Raw genomic sequence first — 17140 nt, forward strand, 5'->3', positions numbered from 1 at the left:
GTGGGGTGTCAGCGTCACGCCCGCCCGTGGACAGCCCGCGAACGGCGCGCCAGGGCGTCGATGATGACCGCGAGCGCCAGAACGGCACCGGTGATCATGTAGCGCAGCGCCGAGGACAGATCGAGCATGGTCAGGCCGCTGGCGATAGACTGGATAACGATCACCCCAAGCAGGGCGGAGTAGGCACTGCCGCGACCGCCGAACAGGCTGGTGCCGCCAATCACCGCCGCGGCGATGGCATTGAGGTTGACGTCACCGGTCCCCGCCTGCTGACTGGCCGAGGCCAGCCGCGCCGCGGCGAGGATGCCGCCCAGCGCGGCCAGGCTGGCGCACAGCACAAAGGCCGAGGTGTAGATGCGCCGCACATTGATACCGGCGCGGCGCGCAGCTTCGCGATTGCCACCCACCGCCATCAGGCTGCGACCCCAGCGGGTCCGGGTGAAGGCATAATTCATCGCCACCACCAGCGCGACGAAGAAGGCGAAGATCCACGGCACCCCACGATCCTGGTTGAGGTAGTAGGCGACAGAACCAAGCAGGACCGTCAGGGCCAGGGATTGCAGCGCCAGCCCGACCAGCGAGGGCGACGACAGCTGCGCCTGGCGCCGCCGCGCCCGTTCCCGGTAGCCATTGACGAACCGCAACGTGCCGGTCAGACCCGCCAGCAGGTAGGCCAGAAGCGGCGGCAGGGTGTCGAGTTGGCCGAAGCTCACCAGGAAGGAGTCGTACGGCAGGTTGATGGAGCCGGCGTTACCAAGCACCTGAAGCTGCAATCCCAGCACCGTCAGCAGTCCCGCCAGAGACGCTACGAAGCTGGGCATGCCCAGGCGGGTGAACAGCAGCGAATAGAGGCTGCCGATCAGGGCACCCGCGACCAGGGCAGCAAGGATCGCCAAGCCCACCGGCCAACCCTGATTGACCCAGAGAACGCCCACCAGCGCTGACGCGAAGCCGCTGATTGAACCCACGGACAGATCGATCTCCCCCACCATCAGTACGCACACAACTCCAAGAGAAATAATGCCCACGGTAGCGGCGTCGAACAGCAGGTTGGACAGGTTGGCGCTGGAGAGAAACACCGGATTCAAAACGCCGAACGCGGTCCAGATCACCACCAGGCCGATCACTACTGGCAGCGGTCCGAGGTCTCCGGCGCGAATCCGCTCGGCCGTGGCCTTGAGGCTAGCGGCCAGGCCCACGGTCTGGTTGACGCGGCTGTCGCTCCGGTCGAGTAACGCCGCCGTTTCGTTGGTCTGGCTCATGACGGCTGCTCCTGACTGGTTTCGAGGGTGGCGGCCTGAAGGCGCAGAGCGCGCCGCGAGACCGAATTGTCGTCAGCCCCGGTGATCGCGCCGATCAGCTCCTGGCTGCTCACGTCCGGGGCGAAAATACCGTTGTTGCGCCCAAGACGCAGCACGGCGATGCGATCGGCCACGGCCCGCACGTCTTCCATGTTGTGGCTGATGACCACCACCGCCAGCCCCCGGTCGCGCACCCGTTCGATGAGGTTGAGTACCTCGGCGGTCTGGGCCACGCCCAGAGCAGCGGTGGGCTCGTCGAGCAGGATGACCTTGGGTTCAAGCAGCAACGACCTTGCGATGGCCACCGTCTGCCGCTGCCCGCCGGAGAGCGCGGCGATGGGTAGCCGCACGCTGGGAATGCGCGCCGATAGTTCGCCCAGTAGCTTCCAGGTACGGACCTCCATGGTGGTCTCGTCCAGGGCCCACGGGTGCAGTTCGCGGCCAAGAAACATGTTGGCCACGACGTCGAGGTTCTCGCACAGCGCCAGGTCCTGGAACACTGTAGCGATACCCAGCGCCTGGGCCTGGGCGGGACTGGCAAGGCTCACCGCCTGCCCGCCCACCTTAAGCGAACCGGAGGTGGGCTGGTGAACGCCAGAGATGATCTTGACCAGGGTGGACTTGCCGGCGCCATTGTCACCGACCAGGGCCACCACTTCGCCGGGATACAGGTCCAGGTCGATATCGGATAGCACCGAGATCGCACCGAAGCTCTTGCAGATACCACGCAAGCTCAATACGGGCTCGCGCGGGACCGTCTGGCCGGGATGATCAGCCATGTTTGACTCCCTTGTATTGTTGTTGATGTCCAGCAGGACGTAAGAAGTCAGCGCGAGCTGAGCAAGGCGGCTGTCCGTCAATTACCGCGCTTGCCCCGCCCGCGCAATGTCATCAGGGCTTGATGCCCAGTTTCTGACAACCCGCGGCATAACGATCCGTGCACAGCTGGGCAGCGGTCTGGATCGGTTGGCCGGCCACACGTTGATCGATAATCTGCGCCTTCAAATTCTCGGCCGTGACCAGAGCCGGCACGAACAACCGCGACGGCGCGTCATATAGCGTGGTCTCAGGCTTGGGCGTCTTGCCAGCGATAAACTCGCCCGCAACATCAGCCGCCGCGCTGGCGACGATCTCGCTGGGCTTGGAGATGGTGTTGTACTGGTCGCCAGCAATGATCAGCTGTAGGCCGGCCACGGTGGCATCATTGCCGGTGATCGGCGGCACCGGACTCACCCCGGCCGCCTTGAAAGCAGCCACCGCACCGCCAGCGGTACCGTCGTTGGCAGCCACCACGCCCAGGATGCGCTTGCCGAAGCGGGTGATCTGGCCGCTGGCCCATTGCTGCGCCTTGGCGGGTGCCCACTCGGGCGTGTCGTAATCGGCGAGGATCTGATAGCCGCCTTCGGCAAGCCCGGCCATGATGCCCTTCTTGATCAGCCCCGCAGCGGCATCGGTGGGCGAGCCGCCGATCACAAGCAGGCCACCGCTCTGCGGATCGACCTTCTGCGCCTGAAGGTGCTGTACCAGCGAGGTGGCGATTGTCTTGCCAATCGCCTCGTTGTCAAAGGACACGTAGTAATCGACCGGCACCGAGGTCACCGGTCGATCGTAGGCGATGACCTTGACGCCACGGGCCTGCGCCTGACGGACCAGGGAGCCCGCCGCCTTGGAATCCACCGGATCTAGAACGATGACCTTGGCCCCCTGCGACAGCGCGGCGTTGAACTGCTGCTGCTGACGGGAGGCGTCGCCGTTGGCGTTCTGGTAAATCACTCGGCAGTCGGCACAGACCGTCTTCATCTGTCGCTGGAAGCCTGGCAAGTCGTGCTCTTCGTAACGGGTGGAACTCTGGTCGGGCATGAGGAAAGCCACCGGCGATGCCGCGGGCGGGGCCGCCTGCAGACCGGAGGCGGCCAGACTGGTGCCGACGGCAAATGCCAGCACGGTGCGGGAGAGCCGGGAGAGCTTGAAGATTCGCGCCATTTTCTTGTTATCCTTGGATAGGGCTTTGAACCGGGCTATTCGTAGACTGCGGCCCCGCCCGGTGGGTGGGGTGTGCTGCGGCGGGAGGCTCAGGATCGCTATACTCCCCTACCTGACGACACACACCCGACCGACGCCGATCACGAGATCCGACGAAAGATGGATATGGCCAGCGGCACAGCATTGCAGACCAGATTGCAATCCCATCGACGATGCTGCGTAAATTGCACAATCGATGGTGCAATAAGATTTACTCCTCGACTTCTACCACTGTCAAGTGACTTTGCGACCAATGGAAAAGCTCTGTGATGCCCCCTAGCAGCAAGAAGAAAGCGACCATCTACGATCTGTCTCAGCTTTCGGGCTCTTCCGCTTCCACCGTCAGCGCGGTGCTCAACGGCTCCTGGCGAAAACGACGGATCAAGGAGGCGACGGCGCAGCTCATCCAGTCTCTCGCTGACGAACATGGTTACAGCACCAACCTGCAGGCCCGTGGCCTGCGGCAGTCTCGTTCCGGCCTGGTCGGGCTGATGCTGCCGCTCTACGACAACCGTTTCTTTTCCGCACTGGCGCAAGGCTTCGAGGCACGCGTCCGGGCGCGTGGCCTCTGCCCGCTGGTCGTCAGCGGCTGCCGCGATCCGCAATTGGAGCTTAGTACCGTGGAGTCGCTGCTGGCCTACTCCATCGACGAGCTATTCATCGTCGGCGCTACCGATCCGGACAGCATCCACGGCGCCTGCGCGCGTGCCGGCGTGCGGCATCTCAATCTCGACCTGCCGGGTACCCTCGCCCCATCGATCACCAGTGACAACTACGCCGGTGCCTTCGAGCTGACGCAGGCAATCCTCAGCGAACTGGCGCCCATCAGCGACCTGTCATCGACGGATCTCTGCCTGTTCGGCGGCTACTCCGACTATGCCAGCCGGGAACGGATCGGCGGATTTCTGGCCGCCAAGCGAGCGCATTTCGGCGAAGCCACCAGCGACGACGTCTTCAGCGCCCCCGGCTATTCGCCAGCCATGACCCGCCAGGCCCTGACCGCTCACGTCCAATGCCATGGGCGGTTGCCGAGAGGGGTGTTCATCAACTCCACCATCAACCTGGAGGGCCTGCTCGGCGTGCTGCCGCAGCAGTCGACGGACCCTGTCGCGGACTTGGTGGTGGGCTGCTTCGACTACGACCCCTTCGCCTCTTTCCTGCCCTTCCCGGTCTACATGATGCGACAGAACGTCGAACGCATCCTTGAGCTGGCCTTTGAACTCATCGACCAACCCGAGCCAGAGGTTCGGCTGTACAAGGTCGCACCGATACTTGTACCACCACGCACGGCACTGCCCAGCTTGCTTGATGCATCCGCCCAAGACTATTGAGCTGGGCTATTTAAGCTGCAGGCGCGACTGGCTAAAGCAGGCTTGAATACCTGGACATGCCTGTCAAAGGACTGCGAAAAAGCAAACAACTGCGGGGCTATCTGCTCATAGAGCCTACCGACGTCTTCAGCGAGGTGCCCTATGTTCAAAGCGGTCTCGGCTGAAAATTTATCCTTGAACAAAAAAAAGCGTCCCTGGGGACGCCTTTTCTGTTGAGCTCAATCTTCAAGTCAGGCTTATACCTGGCTCAAGCTTGCTCGTCTTGCTTGTCATCGTCGTCATGCTTGAGTGCTGGCTTCATGCCTGGCTGAGGCGCGTGTTCAGCGTTGGGCGCAATTTCTTCGCCGTGGTTCTTTTTCTCTTGCTGAACTTTTTTGTCGTGGGCGACGTTACGTGGGTCGGTCATGGGAATTCCTTGATTGGGCAGAGGATTCAAGCACCCATCGACGTGATGCGTTGGCTTTGAGCGCCGGGGCAAGATTTGGAGTCAGACTGGGCGGAGGCGTTCAGTGCATTTCGCCGGCAGCACGCAACCACTCGCGCTCATCTCTGATGATCGACCCCGATCAACCAACGCTTCTAGCCGCTTGCTCAATATTGGAGCCCTGCCGCAAGTGTGCAGTTGACACGGTGTGCTGCCCGCAGAACACAAAACGTTCGCATTTATCCATCCTGCCAAGGTCAGATCCAGAGGATCCGTGCAAGCCCCTTCCCAATCCGTTCGGGTTCCATGCCTAAAGGACAATGTCATGGCGTCAATCGATAGCAAGGCCACCATCAACTACACCGTGCGAACAGGCCCGGGGACAGTGCAGGTCGACCCCTCCACGGGTGGCGATTCAAACTGGAGCATCATCCTTCAGCCTGACGGCAAAATCCTTGTCGGCGGTGAAAGCTTCCAGACTGCCATTGGCTACCCTGGCTCGCCGGGCGATGAAAGCTATGGCACGCGCGGCAGCTACACGGCGGTGCGACTTAACAGTGACGGCAGCCTGGACAACAGCTTCGGCCAGGAGGGAATTGCCCTCGTGCCCGGCAACCTGGACCCGGAAGATTATGCTTACTACGTAATGGCGGTACAGGCCGACGGTAAAGTGCTATCGGCGCAGCCAGGGCTTGGCGGTTTGAAAGTAGAGCGCTTTAACGTGGATGGCACCCTGGATACCACATTCGGCAATGGCGGTGCCGCGGGCCTTGATGTCCCGTTCGGCACCGATGGAATGGCTATTTACGCCACAGCAGATGGCTCGGTGTACGTCAGCCTTCGCGGCACGTCCCAGGCGATCGTGTTCAAGCTGGACAGCACCGGGGCGCCGGTCGAGGATTTCGGTGTCAACGGCGCACTTGTCCTCAACCCGACCGGGTATTACGGCACCGGTAATATCGCCACCGTTGTGCAGCCCGACGGCAGCGTATTGCTCGGCAGTTGGCTGTACGTGGGCGCCGACGGCCCTCACGACCCGGGCGATCCGGTTTATGCCGTTCAGCGACTTGCAGCTGACGGCAGCCTGGATACCGCGTTTGGCGTGGACGGCGTGGTGTACTTCGATACCGCGCTGGGGCTGGATTACCGCGCTGCGATAACCGTGCAAGCCGATGGCAAGATCATCGTGGCCGGCGAGAGTAACGACAATAACGCTTTCAACGTACTGCGGCTGAATGCGGATGGCTCGTTCGACAACTCCTTTAGTGACGATGGCAAGCTGACAATCCAGGTACCCCAAGGCGCGTCGAACTATGCCCACTCAGCAATCGTTCAGCCCGATGGCAAAATCCTTATCGCCGGCGACGTAATCACCCGTCTGAACGCCGATGGCAGCCTGGACACCACCTTCGGCAGCCAGGACGGCCAATACCACGTGGACGGATCCAGCCAGGCCAATCACCTGATTGGCAACGACACGGCCGAGATTATCCGCGGCCTGGGCGGAGACGATGTGCTGCAAGGCGGGGGTGGCCGTGACGTGCTGGCAGGCGGGACGGGCGCAGATATTTTCCGCTTCACCCAGATCAGCGACAGCTATCGTACCGCTACCGAAACAGGCAGCGACCGGATTCTGGACTTCGACGCCGCTCAGGACCGTGTCGATCTGATTGCGTTGGGCTTTACCGGCATTGGCGATGGCCACAATGGCACGCTGGCCATCCAGGCCAACGCCGAGGGCACTCGCACATACCTGAAAAGCTTCGATGCCGACGCCAACGGACAGCGCTACGAACTGGCGTTTGAAGGCAACCTGACGGGGCAGTTGAACAGCACCAACCTGGTGTTCACAGCCCCCGTCGTCGAAGGAACGGCTGGCAAGGACGTAATCACGGGGAGCGCAATGTCGGAAGTCATTTATGGCCTGGCCGGCAATGACCGTATCGACGGCGGCAGAGGCTCGGATGTGATCATCGGAGGCGCAGGCGCCGACCTGCTGATCGGCGGCGACGACCCGAACCTTTCGGTCTATGGCCGTAATGGCATCAATGACGCTGACGTATTCCGCTACACGGCAGCCACTGACAGCTACCGCACGGACAGCCAGAGCTTCGTGGACCTGATTGTCCGGTTCGCAGACAACAACGACAAGATCGATGTGTCGGCGCTGGGTTACACAGGATTCGGTGACGGTACCGGCACTACGCTGAAGATGGCCTATAACACGGATCTGGACCGCACCTACCTCAAGGATGTGGAACCTGACGCTCAGGGCCATCGGTTTGAGATTGCCCTCACCGGCGACTGGACCCAGGATCTGCGCACCAACGATATGATTTTTGCGCCAACCGCGGAAGTGTCGCTGGTGGGTGTGGCTAGCGCGGCCACCCCATCAACAGAAATGGTGTAAACCAGGGATAACTCCTGCAGGATCGTGGGAAGCAGGAGTTCTCCTTGAGGCGTTTGTGCGTAGCCAGACAGCGTATAAACAGCCTTACAGGTGGGGTCATGCGTACGAAGTACTGATCGCTTGACGGGTGTTGTAGCTATGAACCCCAAACAAAAAAGGCGTCCCGAAGGACGCCTTTTCTGTTGAGCTCAAAACAACTGTTTTTGAGCTCTGATCTTCAACCCTGATACAGCTGGGCGAAAATGGTCGGGGTAAGGGGATTCGAACTCCTGACATCCTGCTCCCAAAGCAGGCGCGCTACCGGACTGCGCTATACCCCGATGATGCTAAAAAACACCTCCGAGGAGGCGTTTTCTATTTGGGTGACGCTTGTGGCATCACTCCCTAAGATCTAGCCAGATACAAACTGACCAAAAATGGTGGGTCGTGTGGGATTCGAACCTACGACCAATTGGTTAAAAGCCAATTGGTCGGAACGCTGAGGCAGGACCCCGCTTGAGATCGTTGAGTATCCCAAACCGCAGTCTCTAATGTCCCCATTAGAGGCTTTAAATCATGTACATAACCTCGCTTTTGTCCACCAAAGGTGGTGTCGGTAAAACCACTTTGGCTGCCAACATCGGCGGCTTCTGCGCCGACGCCGGCTTGAGGGTCCTCCTCATCGACATGGACCCTGTACAGCCTTCACTTTCCTCCTACTACCCAATGGCACAGGAAGTCAGCGGCGGCATATTCGACCTCATCGCACATAACCTGACTGATCCAGAGCGAATCATATCGAAGACAAGCATCCCGAACCTGTCTTTGATCTTGTCGAACGACCCCAACAACCAGTTGATTAGCCTCCTGCTTCAGGCTGCGGATGGTCGTTTGCGATTGGCTTCTCTGCTGAAAGCTTTCGAGGGTCATTTCGACCTGATTCTCATTGACACCCAGGGCGCACGAAGCGTCATGTTGGAGATGGTGGTTTTAGCGTCAGATCTTGCTGTATCCCCGTTGCCACCGAACATGCTCAGCGCCCGCGAGTTTAACCGTGGGACGTTGCAAATGCTTGACGGACTGCGTCCTTACTCGAGGCTTGGCCTGCACGTCCCTCAAATCAAGGTTGTAGTCAACTGCCTCGACCAGACCGTTGACGCTCGCCAGATCCATGACGCAATCAGAGTGACCTTCGCTGATAGCAAAGAGATCGAGGTACTTCAAAGCACCGTCCCTGCTTCAGTAGTTTTCCGGCAGGCATCGACGTCGGGTATGTCTGCGCACCGGATCGAATACAAACAACCGTCCAACCGTCGAGCCCCGAGTGCGCTTCAGATCATCCGTGAACTGGCGACAGAGGTTTTCCCACAATGGAATGACCTCTTTGAAGCCATGACGGAGTCGGTTGTAGCGAAAATCGTCAAAGAGGATCGCTGAAATGGGGACGCCACATCTCACCGACGCATCCGGGATTACTCCGGAATTGATGCGCAAGATGAACGAGCATTACAACTCATCACAGCTGCGCGCCGCTCAGACCAAGCTTACGAACACGTCACGTGAGCTCCGCAATTTAAGCTCCGGCCATCAGATGGGCCGCGGCTTGGTTAGCCGACTGGGTGATTACTTGAGCGTAGAACAGCGTGAACTGCTCACTCAGGCCGCGCAGCTCCTTGAATCAGTCAACTCTCATGTCGAGCATGCCAAGGAAAAACGTGTCCGCGACGAGAAAGCGGCCAAACGTCGGCAGGACGCGCGGAACGCAAGAGCGAAACAACTGATTGCTGCTACATATCCTATGCCCATTGAGAGCCTGGACCAGAAACTTGAGCTCCTCAAAACAGTGCTGTTATTCAACCGTATTGGCGTATACGACGGTTTCTACACCTCAGTCGAGCTCAATAGCGAGATCCGAAGCACTCTACTGACACCGTTCAGCAAACTGATCGGCTGGACAAACCTGACCGCGTACCGAGTCAGTCGTCTCTGCTCGCATCGTATGCAGCTCGTTAAGGCACTGATTAATGAAATCTCCTACGACGATGGATCTGAGGTCGAGGATCGGCTAGCCGCTATGCAGTCAAAAGTCCGTGATGCGAATGCTAAAGCCGCGCTCACAACTGAAGAACATGAAACCCTCAGACTCTGGAAAGAGGCTCTGGCAGTTGAGGCAGTACCGGAGGTACGGCCATGAGCATTGACCGCCAACGGATAATCGACAAAGTCATCAAATGCTTCGCACTGGCACGTTCTGCGGGTGCCTCTCCTAATGAGGCTGAGACAGCCCTGCGGCAAGGCCGCAAGCTTATGGAGCAGTACCAGCTCGAAGAGCTTGAGGTGGACGCCCACCTCGCACGTGAGGCGTCAGTATCTGCCGGCACAAAGCGAGCGCCAGCGAGTTGGCTGCACAGCCTGGCAGGCACTTGCGCGAGCGCTTTCGACTGCGATTGTTTTGCTTTCCCCTCACGGCCTGGAGACTGGCATTTCAAGTTCGTCGGGTTAGGTGTATCGCCCGATCTGGCGTGCTATGCCTATTCTGCGCTTCATCTGCAGCTTGTTTCGGCGCGTCGTCAGCACGTTTCGCAGCTCAAACGCTGCAATCCAACCACCAAAAGACGACGTGGACGGATTTTTGCCGAAGCATGGATCAATGCGGTGGCCACCAACGTTTACAAATTCGCCGGTCGACAAAATGCTGAAGCTCAGCAAGCGATAACCGCTTACCTAAGCCTGCACCACCCCACCGTAGTCGAAAAAGAGCTTGAGCCTACCTCTGTTAAGGGCCACGACCTGAAATCTCAACATCAGGGCTGGACGCAAGGTTCTAGAGCAGCGTTGCACAGAGGCGTCGATCAGCACTCCCAGTCCCCGGCAAGAATCGGGAGGGCTTGATGGACATTTCTCATATGTCACCTCCCCACTCCGTGGAAGCCGAACAAGCTGTGCTTGGCGGACTGATGCTTGATAACGAGTCTTGGGACCTGATCGCAGACCGTATCAAAGCTGATGATTTCTACCGGGCCGAGCACCGTCTGATATTCCAGAGCATTGCAGGGCTGGCTGAATCGAACAGGCCATTTGACGTGGTCACGGTTTCCGACTCCATTCCGGCTATAGATGCTGCTGGGGGCTTGGCTTACCTAAGTGAACTCGCCAAAAACACTCCGTCTGTGGCCAACATCAAGGCTTATGCAGAAACAGTGAGTAACCGAGCTCATCTACGTCGGCTTATTGCACACGGGTATGGATGCACACGCGAGGCTTCGGATCCACAGGCGGACGCGACTGTAGTCCAGGACGTCCTCGAGCAGCAGCTGTTTGCCTTGGGACAAGGACGCCAGACTTCCGACTTTGTGGATGTCAACCAGATGCTGATGCAAGTGGTCGACAAGATCGATCATCGCTTCAACGCCGGAGAGTCCGTTGTAGGTGTCCCTACAGGAATTGACGATCTTGATGAGCTGACCGGCGGGCTGCGGCCAGCGGATCTGATAATCCTCGCTGCTAGGCCATCCATGGGCAAAACCAGCTTAGCGCTCAACTTCGTTGACCCGGCGCTTCAAAAAAAACCGGAGTCCACCGTTCAGATCTACAGCATCGAGATGCCCGCCGAGGCGATCATGTTCAGGCTCATCTCAATCCTGGGGCATCTGAACCTGGAGAAATTGATACGTGGCCAGCTCGACGATGAGGACTGGCCAAAGCTCTCTATGGCAGTGGCAAAGATCAACTCATATGGGAATCGCCTTGTAATTGATGACCAAGCTGACCTGACGCCTTCATCAATCCGTGCACGGGCACGCAGGGGTGCACGGCGCTTCGGAGAGCCATCTCTGATATTGATCGATTATCTGCAATTGATGAAATGTCCAGGTAAAGAAAATCGGGCCAACGAAATCAGCGAAATATCACGCTCGCTTAAAGCGCTCGCCAAGGAGTTCGACTGCCCAGTTGTCGCGCTTTCCCAACTAAATCGAGAGCTTGAGAGACGCCCTAATAAGCGCCCCATCAATGCTGACCTTCGTGACTCGGGCGCGCTTGAGCAGGACGCGGATCTGATTCTCTTCGTGTATCGGGACGAGGTTTATAACGCTGACACCGACCACAAAGGCATCGCCGAGCTGATTCTTGGTAAGCATCGGAATGGGCCACTCGGCACAGTCCGAACGGCCTTCATCGCCCAACACACTCGTTTCGAAAACCTCTCAGCCGCCGCATGGCAAGGAGCTCGATCATGAGCGCGCGCAATAAACCTCTTTGCATAACTCATGAGTGCCGCACTTGCGGCCACCACCACCCTTTCACTGCGGTCATGCCAGCAGGAAATCGTGCGCCCGAGTGCCCTTCGTGCCACAGCGGTGAAGTCGTCGAACTGGAGCTGGTGCACCCACAGTGGAGCGTTGTGGCCTCCAGTAAGGCACCAGACAGCAAGGAGTACACCGTCGTGTTCCGCATGAGCCCAGGTACTTCCAGAAAAGCCTTCATGACAAAACTCACTGACACCTTTGTCGACCACGAGGTTGAAATCCTAGAGATCCAGTCGGGTGACAAGCTCGGCGGATCGGGAGGCCAGTGACATGCAGCTATATCACACCACTGAAGAAGATTTACCTGTCCAGTCGGACCGGGAAAAAGAGCGCCTCCGGAGCGATATCGAGAAGGCGATGGCTGATTACTTAAGTCGTGGGGGCGCTATCAACCAGGTTGAAGCAAGCCAGCGCTCGAATGACAGCTCATTCATCATCAACTCTGAAAAAACCGCACAGTTGAAGGCGGATACCAGCGCTCATGGGCGGAAAAAAACAAACGATCTGACCGACACAGAGCTGGCGCGACTGCTGAAAGCCCACTGCACAGCAGGGGCATCACTGGCGTCCGCCGCTTCGACGCTCAATCAAACGCGGAAGCGTTGTGAAGCCATAGCTCGTCGCTATCAGATCCCCTTCCGCTCTGCTGCTTTTACAAAAGCGAGGGCGCGGTCATGAGCAATACATCTACCTCTCTTCGAGGCAGGAAAAAGTCCCTGCAGGACTTGGCTGACTTCGCCATCTCACAGGGATGGGCAGTGCATCGCACTCATGGTGGCCACATCAAGTTCACCAAAGGTGGGTGTTCTCCCATTTTCACTTCATTCACACCCAGCGACCACAGGGCCGGCCTCAATGCTCGCGCTCAACTGCGCCGCGCACAAAACCCAAGCCAGATTGGAGATCGCCATGTTGAGTAACGAAGCCGTGAATATTCGTGAGGACGACAAAGACGAGAAATTCGTCATCCGCCTACCTATAGGAATGCGCGGTCGTGTTCGAGGGGCTGCAAAAGCGAACCATCGCTCCATGAACTCAGAAATCATCAGCAGGCTTGACGCGACTCTTCGTCAAGACCAGGAGATCGCAAGGCTCAAAGCTGTGATCGATGTGCTGCTGAAAGCCGAAACCTCGACCGGCAACGTCGTCCAACTTCCTGAGGTGGGCCAATAATCATGGCTAGCAAACTCACTGCAGATCAAATCTCGGGCAAGTTGTTACAAGGCTCATTCAGTCGTTCTGGCCCCACAGTTGATCAGCTGCCAGACCCGATTGTAGATACGCCCATGGTTCTCACCCTGGACGAGATGAAAGCTTTCGAGCAAAACCCGCGTACCGTGACCAATGCGAAGTACAAAGAGATCAAAGATTCCATCAGGCAGCGCGGCCTGGATCACCGCCCCTCAGTCACGCGTCGACCTGGCGAACAAAAATTCACCATCAACAACGGCGGCAATACACGTCTGCAGATTCTCCGAGAGCTATACAGCGAAACCGGCGAAGACCGCTTCTATAGACACAATGTTCTGTTTCGGCCTTGGGACTCAGCACGTGGGGAGATTATCGCCCTCACAGGTCACCTTTCGGAAAACGATCTTCGCGGTTCTCTGATGTTCATCGAAAGGGCGGTGGGCATTGAAAATGCTCGTGCCATTTATGAGACAGAAGCCGGTGAGTCCATATCTCAAAGGGAGCTGGTTCGAAGGCTAAGTGCCGATGGCTATCCGGTTTCCCAGTCACATATCAGCAAGATGCAGGATACGGTTCGCTGCCTTCTCCCTGTCATACCCAGTGCGCTTTATTCCGGATTAGGAAAACCTCAGATCGAGCGTCTCCTTTCGCTACGCAAGGCTGCTGGCCAGACCTGGCTCACGCATACAGAGGGGAAAGAACACATCCCTGACTTCGAAGGTTTGTTCCAGGACGTACTTTCGCTGTTCGATGGGGATGCGAGCGAGTTCGTATACGAGCGGGTTCAGGATGAGCTGATCAGTCACATGCAGTCGGGAACGGGGCTGTCTTATGAGCAGCTCCTGCTCACACTGAGTGAAAATCAGAACCAAGCACGGCGTTCATCTGTGATCGATACACCAGTGAGTTTGACGCCAGCTCAACAGCCTCGACCTGACGGTCTTCCGCCCGAGGGTGACGATCCGGGTAGCGATCAGCAACAGGAACCAGGCATTCAGGCCCCCCCACCTGAGTCTGGCAAAAACAAGGGCAAACAGGACGTATCACCGAAGTCCTCAAAAAACGAAGCAGACAAGCCGCCGCCTCATGCTCCTGAACTCTCCGAGGAAGAGCGCGCGGCAAGGCTTGCCGGCCACATAGTTAGCCCGATCTCGACCACAGAACGCGTGGAGGATGTAAAGCGGCAGTTGGCAGCCCTCGATGGGGAAAATCTGCCCGACTTCAAGACAAATGCGCTGATTTCGATACCCGTCCAAGCGGGTGGGTTACATCCTATCTCTGACGTCTGGTACATCGAACGTATCCTCGATCAGCCGGATGAATTGCGGCCGGTAATCGCTCAGCTGGCCCGGGAAATCGCCCACCTGTCAGGCATAAATCCAGACAGCGTGATTGATGTCCCAGGTGGTTTGGGCTTCCTCTGCCAAGACCCTCCTGAAGATGTAGACCTCAGCGATCTGGCCAATAACGTACTGACCCTTCTCCAGTCGATTAGTGGGATATACGCAATTGCCTTGATCAAAGAGTCCCCCGAGCAACCCCTGGATGTGTCCGAGTTTCAGTTCACCGCCGCGCTGGCCCAGTTGCTGTTAGGTAGCCCGAGATACGAAGACCGTGAAGCAATTCTCGAGGGACGCTTGGACGATACCTGCCTCGTGAAGCTTTTCCGACTCATTCGCCTTGGCCGACGGCTGGTGGAGCTGGAAATGGGGAGCGTCAGCGTGGTTCAGACCCCATGAGGTTTTTTTCCGACGTTGTGAGACAGGAGTTTGGTCATGTCGAAAAAACATAACCCCCTCAACGAAGCCATGGTCGCGCAAATTCTGCATCACTTGCGCAACGGTGAGGTGAGGCGCTGCCTTGATATGGGACTGGACCCAGAAATTCTGGCACTGCTCCAGCAACCCTCATCACAAAGTGTGTTGCTTAACTCTGCAGTTATATGGTGCCGAGTGGCAGTTGATCCGGACATGGTGAAGCGTCTGCTAGCGAACAAGGAGCGCACCGATCAGGAAAACCGAATAGTGCAGCGCGCGCTTCGCTTAGGGGCGACTACTCCAATGCTGCAGGAATTCTTCGGCATGTCCCCTCAAGAAGTGTCTTTGCAACGGGTACTGGTAGGTGTTCCTGGACGCCCAGGGCGGTTCAGAGACATTCCCGATGACGCACCTCTTTGGCATAGGTTTGTGCAGCTGATGGAAGAGTACAGCGTGGATCATACGGATGGTGTCGCATTACTTGATATCGCGATGATGCTGACAGAGGAAATAAACGTTCCTCCTGAAGAGCCCCACAGCCTGCCTACGGACCAGATCACTCTGGGCCTCGTCTGGAACAAGATTCAAGGATGGCTGGCTCAGGACCTATACCCCAATGGCAAGAAGCGTAAATCGGCAAGCCTCGTAATGCTGGGGGAGTCTCGTCAACAGTCGACAGCAAACGCTAATCGGAGCCGGCCAGGTCAAAGCCAGGCGAACAAGTCCGTTGGCAAGGTAGAAGGCGACCGGATGTGATAAGGATGAACCGGCGCCCTTCTCTGGGGGGAGCCATTAATGCCGCTGCCGGGGCTCTACAAAATCATCTGCTGCTCCAGCAATTAAAGCTGGCTCAACAGCAGAGCACTGGCTCAGATAATAAGAAGTCGGTTGCTGGCTCAGAGGCTGATGAGACATTCGACGGTATCGTTTTCAGTGGGAATCCACATGAGACAGTGCCGCGAAGTCTCCTGCTTGATGATCGGCTGTCACCGCTTGAGCGCAACGCTTGGCAAGTTTTCAGACTGCTTATCAACGCAGATGGCATCACTGCCTTTCCAACTTATGAACAACTGCGTCCCTACCTGGGCTCAGTACCAGGAAAGTTTGCATCCAGAGAGACTGTAGCGAAGGCTCTGACGGTGCTTCGCTTGACGCGCTGGCTTAGTCTCGGGCGGAGAGTGAGAGACTCACTGAGTGGTCGAGTGCAGGGAAACGTCTACATCCTGCATGACGAACCGGTTGGTTGTGTTGAGGCCATGGAGCTTGATCGCGATTACCTGTTGCTTGTAGGCCATTCCCTCGATCATGCGAATAAAGCTGTCAGGACCGTGGCAGATTTGGCATTCAAAGAATTCGCAGCCGACCCGAATCAATCTACAGGCGTACTGCCCACGCGGCTTGATGTCATTGAGGGTAGATGGCGGAGTCAGGGTTGGCATGATGCACCGAAGGCCAGGGATCGCGGAGAAGACCAGCCTGAGTTCGGAATCCGAACTCAGCAAGAAAGCGAGCCTCCGGCACTGAGTTCGGAATCCGAACTCAGTGAAATTAGTGAGCAAGCGAATCTCGACAGACCGAGTTCGGAATCCGAACTCAGTCTAAAATCAGCGTCATACGGCACAGTTCGGATTCCGAACTCATATAGTACGTATACGAATACAAATACATCTGTATGTAAAAGCTCTGTACCGCGCGAGGCTCTGGGCGCTTCAGCCGATCTACCAGCAGGGTTTGAAAGGTTTACCGAGGATCAACGTTTCAGGGCAGTAACCGCATTGCAGAGCGTTGAGCAGTCACTGCGGGAACCGTTGCTTGATCAATGGCGTCATCGTTGCAATAGCGGATCCGTAAAGAACCCATTCGGCTATCTGTTGAGCTGCATGCAAAAAGCCCTGAGTGGCGAATTCAACGCCCAGTGGCAGGCACCTCAAGCATCATCTCAAAATCCACAGGTGCACTCCCCTCATCCGAAACCTCGCGGCAACGAACCTGGTCAACCCAAGCCGACTCTCCCGCCTCTCGTGAAAAAAGTTTCGCCCCAAGATCGTGACGAGTCCTCACTTGCTGCCGGGCGCAGCTCAATGATGGACATCAAACGGTTAATCCGCCCGAGATCGCAGGGTTGAACAGCTCAACTGAATGCTGCCATCAAGGCAAGCACTTTGACTCCACTGGAATCACCTTGAACACCGGTCTGGGTAATTCCCCGGGAATCACTTTTAGCACCGACCACGGTGATTCCACTGGAATCACTTCGAACGCCGGTCAGGGTGATTCCCCGGGAATCACTTCGAGCACCGACCAAGGTGATTCCACTGGAATCACTTTGAGCACCGATCACGGTGATTCCACTGGAATCACTTTGAGCACCGACCAAGGTGATTCCACTGGAATCACTTCGAACGCCGGTCAGGGTGA

Annotated in this window: 17 protein-coding genes, 1 tRNA gene and 2 pseudogenes; 14 read left to right on the plus strand and 6 right to left on the minus strand. The window is 57.6% G+C overall.

Features of this window, described 5'->3' with window-relative positions; genetic code table 11:
* Positions 1–14 precede the first annotated feature (14 nt).
* The 3 genes from RYC17_RS13920 to RYC17_RS13930 all read right to left on the minus strand — a co-directional run bounded on the left by RYC17_RS13920 (position 15) and on the right by RYC17_RS13930 (position 3284).
* Positions 15–1262 carry a sugar ABC transporter permease gene (locus RYC17_RS13920; protein WP_058400325.1) on the minus strand — a complete coding sequence of 416 codons (1248 nt, stop codon included), beginning with the start codon at positions 1260–1262 and terminating at the stop codon, positions 15–17.
* Entirely contained in the window at positions 1259–2080 is an 822-nt protein-coding gene (locus RYC17_RS13925; RefSeq protein ID WP_316903419.1) for an ATP-binding cassette domain-containing protein, read from the minus strand. The genes RYC17_RS13920 and RYC17_RS13925 overlap by 4 nt, the downstream gene beginning before the upstream one ends.
* Positions 2081–2192: 112 nt before the next feature.
* Positions 2193–3284 carry a sugar ABC transporter substrate-binding protein gene (locus RYC17_RS13930; RefSeq protein WP_316903421.1) on the minus strand — a complete coding sequence of 364 codons (1092 nt, stop codon included), beginning with the start codon at positions 3282–3284 and terminating at the stop codon, positions 2193–2195.
* 308 nt (positions 3285–3592) lie between these two features.
* On the opposite strand from RYC17_RS13930, the gene RYC17_RS13935 reads away from it, so the two are divergent.
* Together RYC17_RS13935 and RYC17_RS26940 are read left to right on the plus strand one after the other, a co-directional pair.
* Positions 3593–4654, plus strand: a complete 1062-nt coding sequence (locus RYC17_RS13935) for a LacI family DNA-binding transcriptional regulator (RefSeq protein ID WP_058400323.1) — start codon at positions 3593–3595, stop codon at positions 4652–4654.
* Positions 4655–4678: 24 nt separating this feature from the next.
* Positions 4679–4818: pseudogene (locus RYC17_RS26940) on the plus strand (conjugal transfer nickase/helicase domain-containing protein); the annotation flags it as partial.
* A gap of 83 nt (positions 4819–4901) precedes the next feature.
* On the opposite strand, the gene RYC17_RS13940 reads toward RYC17_RS26940, so the two are convergent.
* Positions 4902–5060 carry a hypothetical protein gene (locus tag RYC17_RS13940; RefSeq protein ID WP_005732296.1) on the minus strand — a complete coding sequence of 53 codons (159 nt, stop codon included), beginning with the start codon at positions 5058–5060 and terminating at the stop codon, positions 4902–4904.
* 343 nt (positions 5061–5403) lie between these two features.
* On the opposite strand from RYC17_RS13940, the gene RYC17_RS13945 reads away from it, so the two are divergent.
* Positions 5404–7488, plus strand: coding sequence for a calcium-binding protein (locus tag RYC17_RS13945; RefSeq protein ID WP_316903423.1), 2085 nt, complete (start codon positions 5404–5406; stop codon positions 7486–7488).
* Positions 7489–7731: 243 nt separating this feature from the next.
* Here the strand turns inward: RYC17_RS13945 and RYC17_RS13950 are convergent.
* Positions 7732–7808 (minus strand) — tRNA-Pro (locus RYC17_RS13950).
* Positions 7809–8043: 235 nt separating this feature from the next.
* Here RYC17_RS13950 and RYC17_RS13955 point away from each other — a divergent pair.
* Genes RYC17_RS13955 through RYC17_RS14005 form a run of 11 tightly spaced genes read left to right on the plus strand, consistent with a single transcriptional unit; the run spans position 8044 to position 16848 of the window.
* A complete protein-coding gene (locus tag RYC17_RS13955; RefSeq protein WP_316903425.1) occupies positions 8044–8904 on the plus strand; it encodes a ParA family protein in 861 nt (286 codons plus the stop codon).
* A 1-nt stretch (position 8905) separates the two neighbouring features.
* Positions 8906–9661: a hypothetical protein gene (locus tag RYC17_RS13960; RefSeq protein WP_316903427.1), complete on the plus strand. Its 756-nt coding sequence runs from the start codon at positions 8906–8908 to the stop codon at positions 9659–9661.
* Positions 9658–10359 (plus strand): DUF2786 domain-containing protein, encoded by a 702-nt coding sequence (locus tag RYC17_RS13965; RefSeq protein WP_316903429.1) that lies wholly within the window; start codon positions 9658–9660, stop codon positions 10357–10359. Before RYC17_RS13960 ends, RYC17_RS13965 begins: the two co-directional genes overlap by 4 nt.
* Positions 10359–11705 (plus strand): replicative DNA helicase, encoded by a 1347-nt coding sequence (gene dnaB / locus RYC17_RS13970; protein ID WP_147232460.1) that lies wholly within the window; start codon positions 10359–10361, stop codon positions 11703–11705. Before RYC17_RS13965 ends, dnaB begins: the two co-directional genes overlap by 1 nt.
* Positions 11702–12043, plus strand: a complete 342-nt coding sequence (locus RYC17_RS13975; RefSeq protein WP_019335176.1) for a hypothetical protein — start codon at positions 11702–11704, stop codon at positions 12041–12043. Before dnaB ends, RYC17_RS13975 begins: the two co-directional genes overlap by 4 nt.
* 1 nt (position 12044) lies before the next feature.
* Positions 12045–12452: a hypothetical protein gene (locus RYC17_RS13980; RefSeq protein WP_074809546.1), complete on the plus strand. Its 408-nt coding sequence runs from the start codon at positions 12045–12047 to the stop codon at positions 12450–12452.
* Complete coding sequence (locus RYC17_RS13985) at positions 12449–12694, plus strand: hypothetical protein (protein ID WP_025991958.1); 246 nt, start codon at positions 12449–12451, stop codon at positions 12692–12694. The genes RYC17_RS13980 and RYC17_RS13985 overlap by 4 nt, the downstream gene beginning before the upstream one ends.
* Positions 12630–12947 (plus strand): Arc family DNA-binding protein, encoded by a 318-nt coding sequence (locus tag RYC17_RS13990; protein ID WP_187126166.1) that lies wholly within the window; start codon positions 12630–12632, stop codon positions 12945–12947. Before RYC17_RS13985 ends, RYC17_RS13990 begins: the two co-directional genes overlap by 65 nt.
* Positions 12948–12949: 2 nt before the next feature.
* On the plus strand, positions 12950–14704 hold the full coding sequence (locus RYC17_RS13995; RefSeq protein ID WP_316903446.1) for a ParB family protein: 1755 nt from the start codon (positions 12950–12952) through the stop codon (positions 14702–14704).
* A 36-nt stretch (positions 14705–14740) separates the two neighbouring features.
* Complete coding sequence (locus RYC17_RS14000) at positions 14741–15478, plus strand: DUF2857 domain-containing protein (RefSeq protein WP_005783327.1); 738 nt, start codon at positions 14741–14743, stop codon at positions 15476–15478.
* 5 nt (positions 15479–15483) lie between these two features.
* Positions 15484–16848, plus strand: a complete 1365-nt coding sequence (locus tag RYC17_RS14005; protein WP_162181473.1) for an STY4528 family pathogenicity island replication protein — start codon at positions 15484–15486, stop codon at positions 16846–16848.
* Between the two features lie 5 nt (positions 16849–16853).
* Here the strand turns inward: RYC17_RS14005 and RYC17_RS14010 are convergent.
* Positions 16854–17140: pseudogene (locus RYC17_RS14010) on the minus strand (hypothetical protein); the annotation flags it as partial.

Origin of the sequence: Pseudomonas syringae group sp. J248-6 (assembly GCF_032586995.1) — a bacterium.
GTDB lineage: Bacteria > Pseudomonadota > Gammaproteobacteria > Pseudomonadales > Pseudomonadaceae > Aquipseudomonas > Aquipseudomonas amygdali.

Bases quoted from the DNA above. Each gene is read 5' to 3' on its own strand.
- RYC17_RS13920 (WP_058400325.1), bottom strand. From the start codon at position 1,262: ATGAGCCAGACCAACGAAACGGCGGCGTTACTCGACCGGAGCGACAGC.
- RYC17_RS13925 (WP_316903419.1), bottom strand. From the start codon at position 2,080: ATGGCTGATCATCCCGGCCAGACGGTCCCGCGCGAGCCCGTATTGAGC.
- RYC17_RS13930 (WP_316903421.1), bottom strand. From the start codon at position 3,284: ATGGCGCGAATCTTCAAGCTCTCCCGGCTCTCCCGCACCGTGCTGGCA.
- RYC17_RS13935 (WP_058400323.1), top strand. From the start codon at position 3,593: ATGCCCCCTAGCAGCAAGAAGAAAGCGACCATCTACGATCTGTCTCAG.
- RYC17_RS13940 (WP_005732296.1), bottom strand. From the start codon at position 5,060: ATGACCGACCCACGTAACGTCGCCCACGACAAAAAAGTTCAGCAAGAG.
- RYC17_RS13945 (WP_316903423.1), top strand. From the start codon at position 5,404: ATGGCGTCAATCGATAGCAAGGCCACCATCAACTACACCGTGCGAACA.
- RYC17_RS13955 (WP_316903425.1), top strand. From the start codon at position 8,044: ATGTACATAACCTCGCTTTTGTCCACCAAAGGTGGTGTCGGTAAAACC.
- RYC17_RS13960 (WP_316903427.1), top strand. From the start codon at position 8,906: ATGGGGACGCCACATCTCACCGACGCATCCGGGATTACTCCGGAATTG.
- RYC17_RS13965 (WP_316903429.1), top strand. From the start codon at position 9,658: ATGAGCATTGACCGCCAACGGATAATCGACAAAGTCATCAAATGCTTC.
- dnaB (WP_147232460.1), top strand. From the start codon at position 10,359: ATGGACATTTCTCATATGTCACCTCCCCACTCCGTGGAAGCCGAACAA.
- RYC17_RS13975 (WP_019335176.1), top strand. From the start codon at position 11,702: ATGAGCGCGCGCAATAAACCTCTTTGCATAACTCATGAGTGCCGCACT.
- RYC17_RS13980 (WP_074809546.1), top strand. From the start codon at position 12,045: ATGCAGCTATATCACACCACTGAAGAAGATTTACCTGTCCAGTCGGAC.
- RYC17_RS13985 (WP_025991958.1), top strand. From the start codon at position 12,449: ATGAGCAATACATCTACCTCTCTTCGAGGCAGGAAAAAGTCCCTGCAG.
- RYC17_RS13990 (WP_187126166.1), top strand. From the start codon at position 12,630: ATGCTCGCGCTCAACTGCGCCGCGCACAAAACCCAAGCCAGATTGGAG.
- RYC17_RS13995 (WP_316903446.1), top strand. From the start codon at position 12,950: ATGGCTAGCAAACTCACTGCAGATCAAATCTCGGGCAAGTTGTTACAA.
- RYC17_RS14000 (WP_005783327.1), top strand. From the start codon at position 14,741: ATGTCGAAAAAACATAACCCCCTCAACGAAGCCATGGTCGCGCAAATT.
- RYC17_RS14005 (WP_162181473.1), top strand. From the start codon at position 15,484: ATGAACCGGCGCCCTTCTCTGGGGGGAGCCATTAATGCCGCTGCCGGG.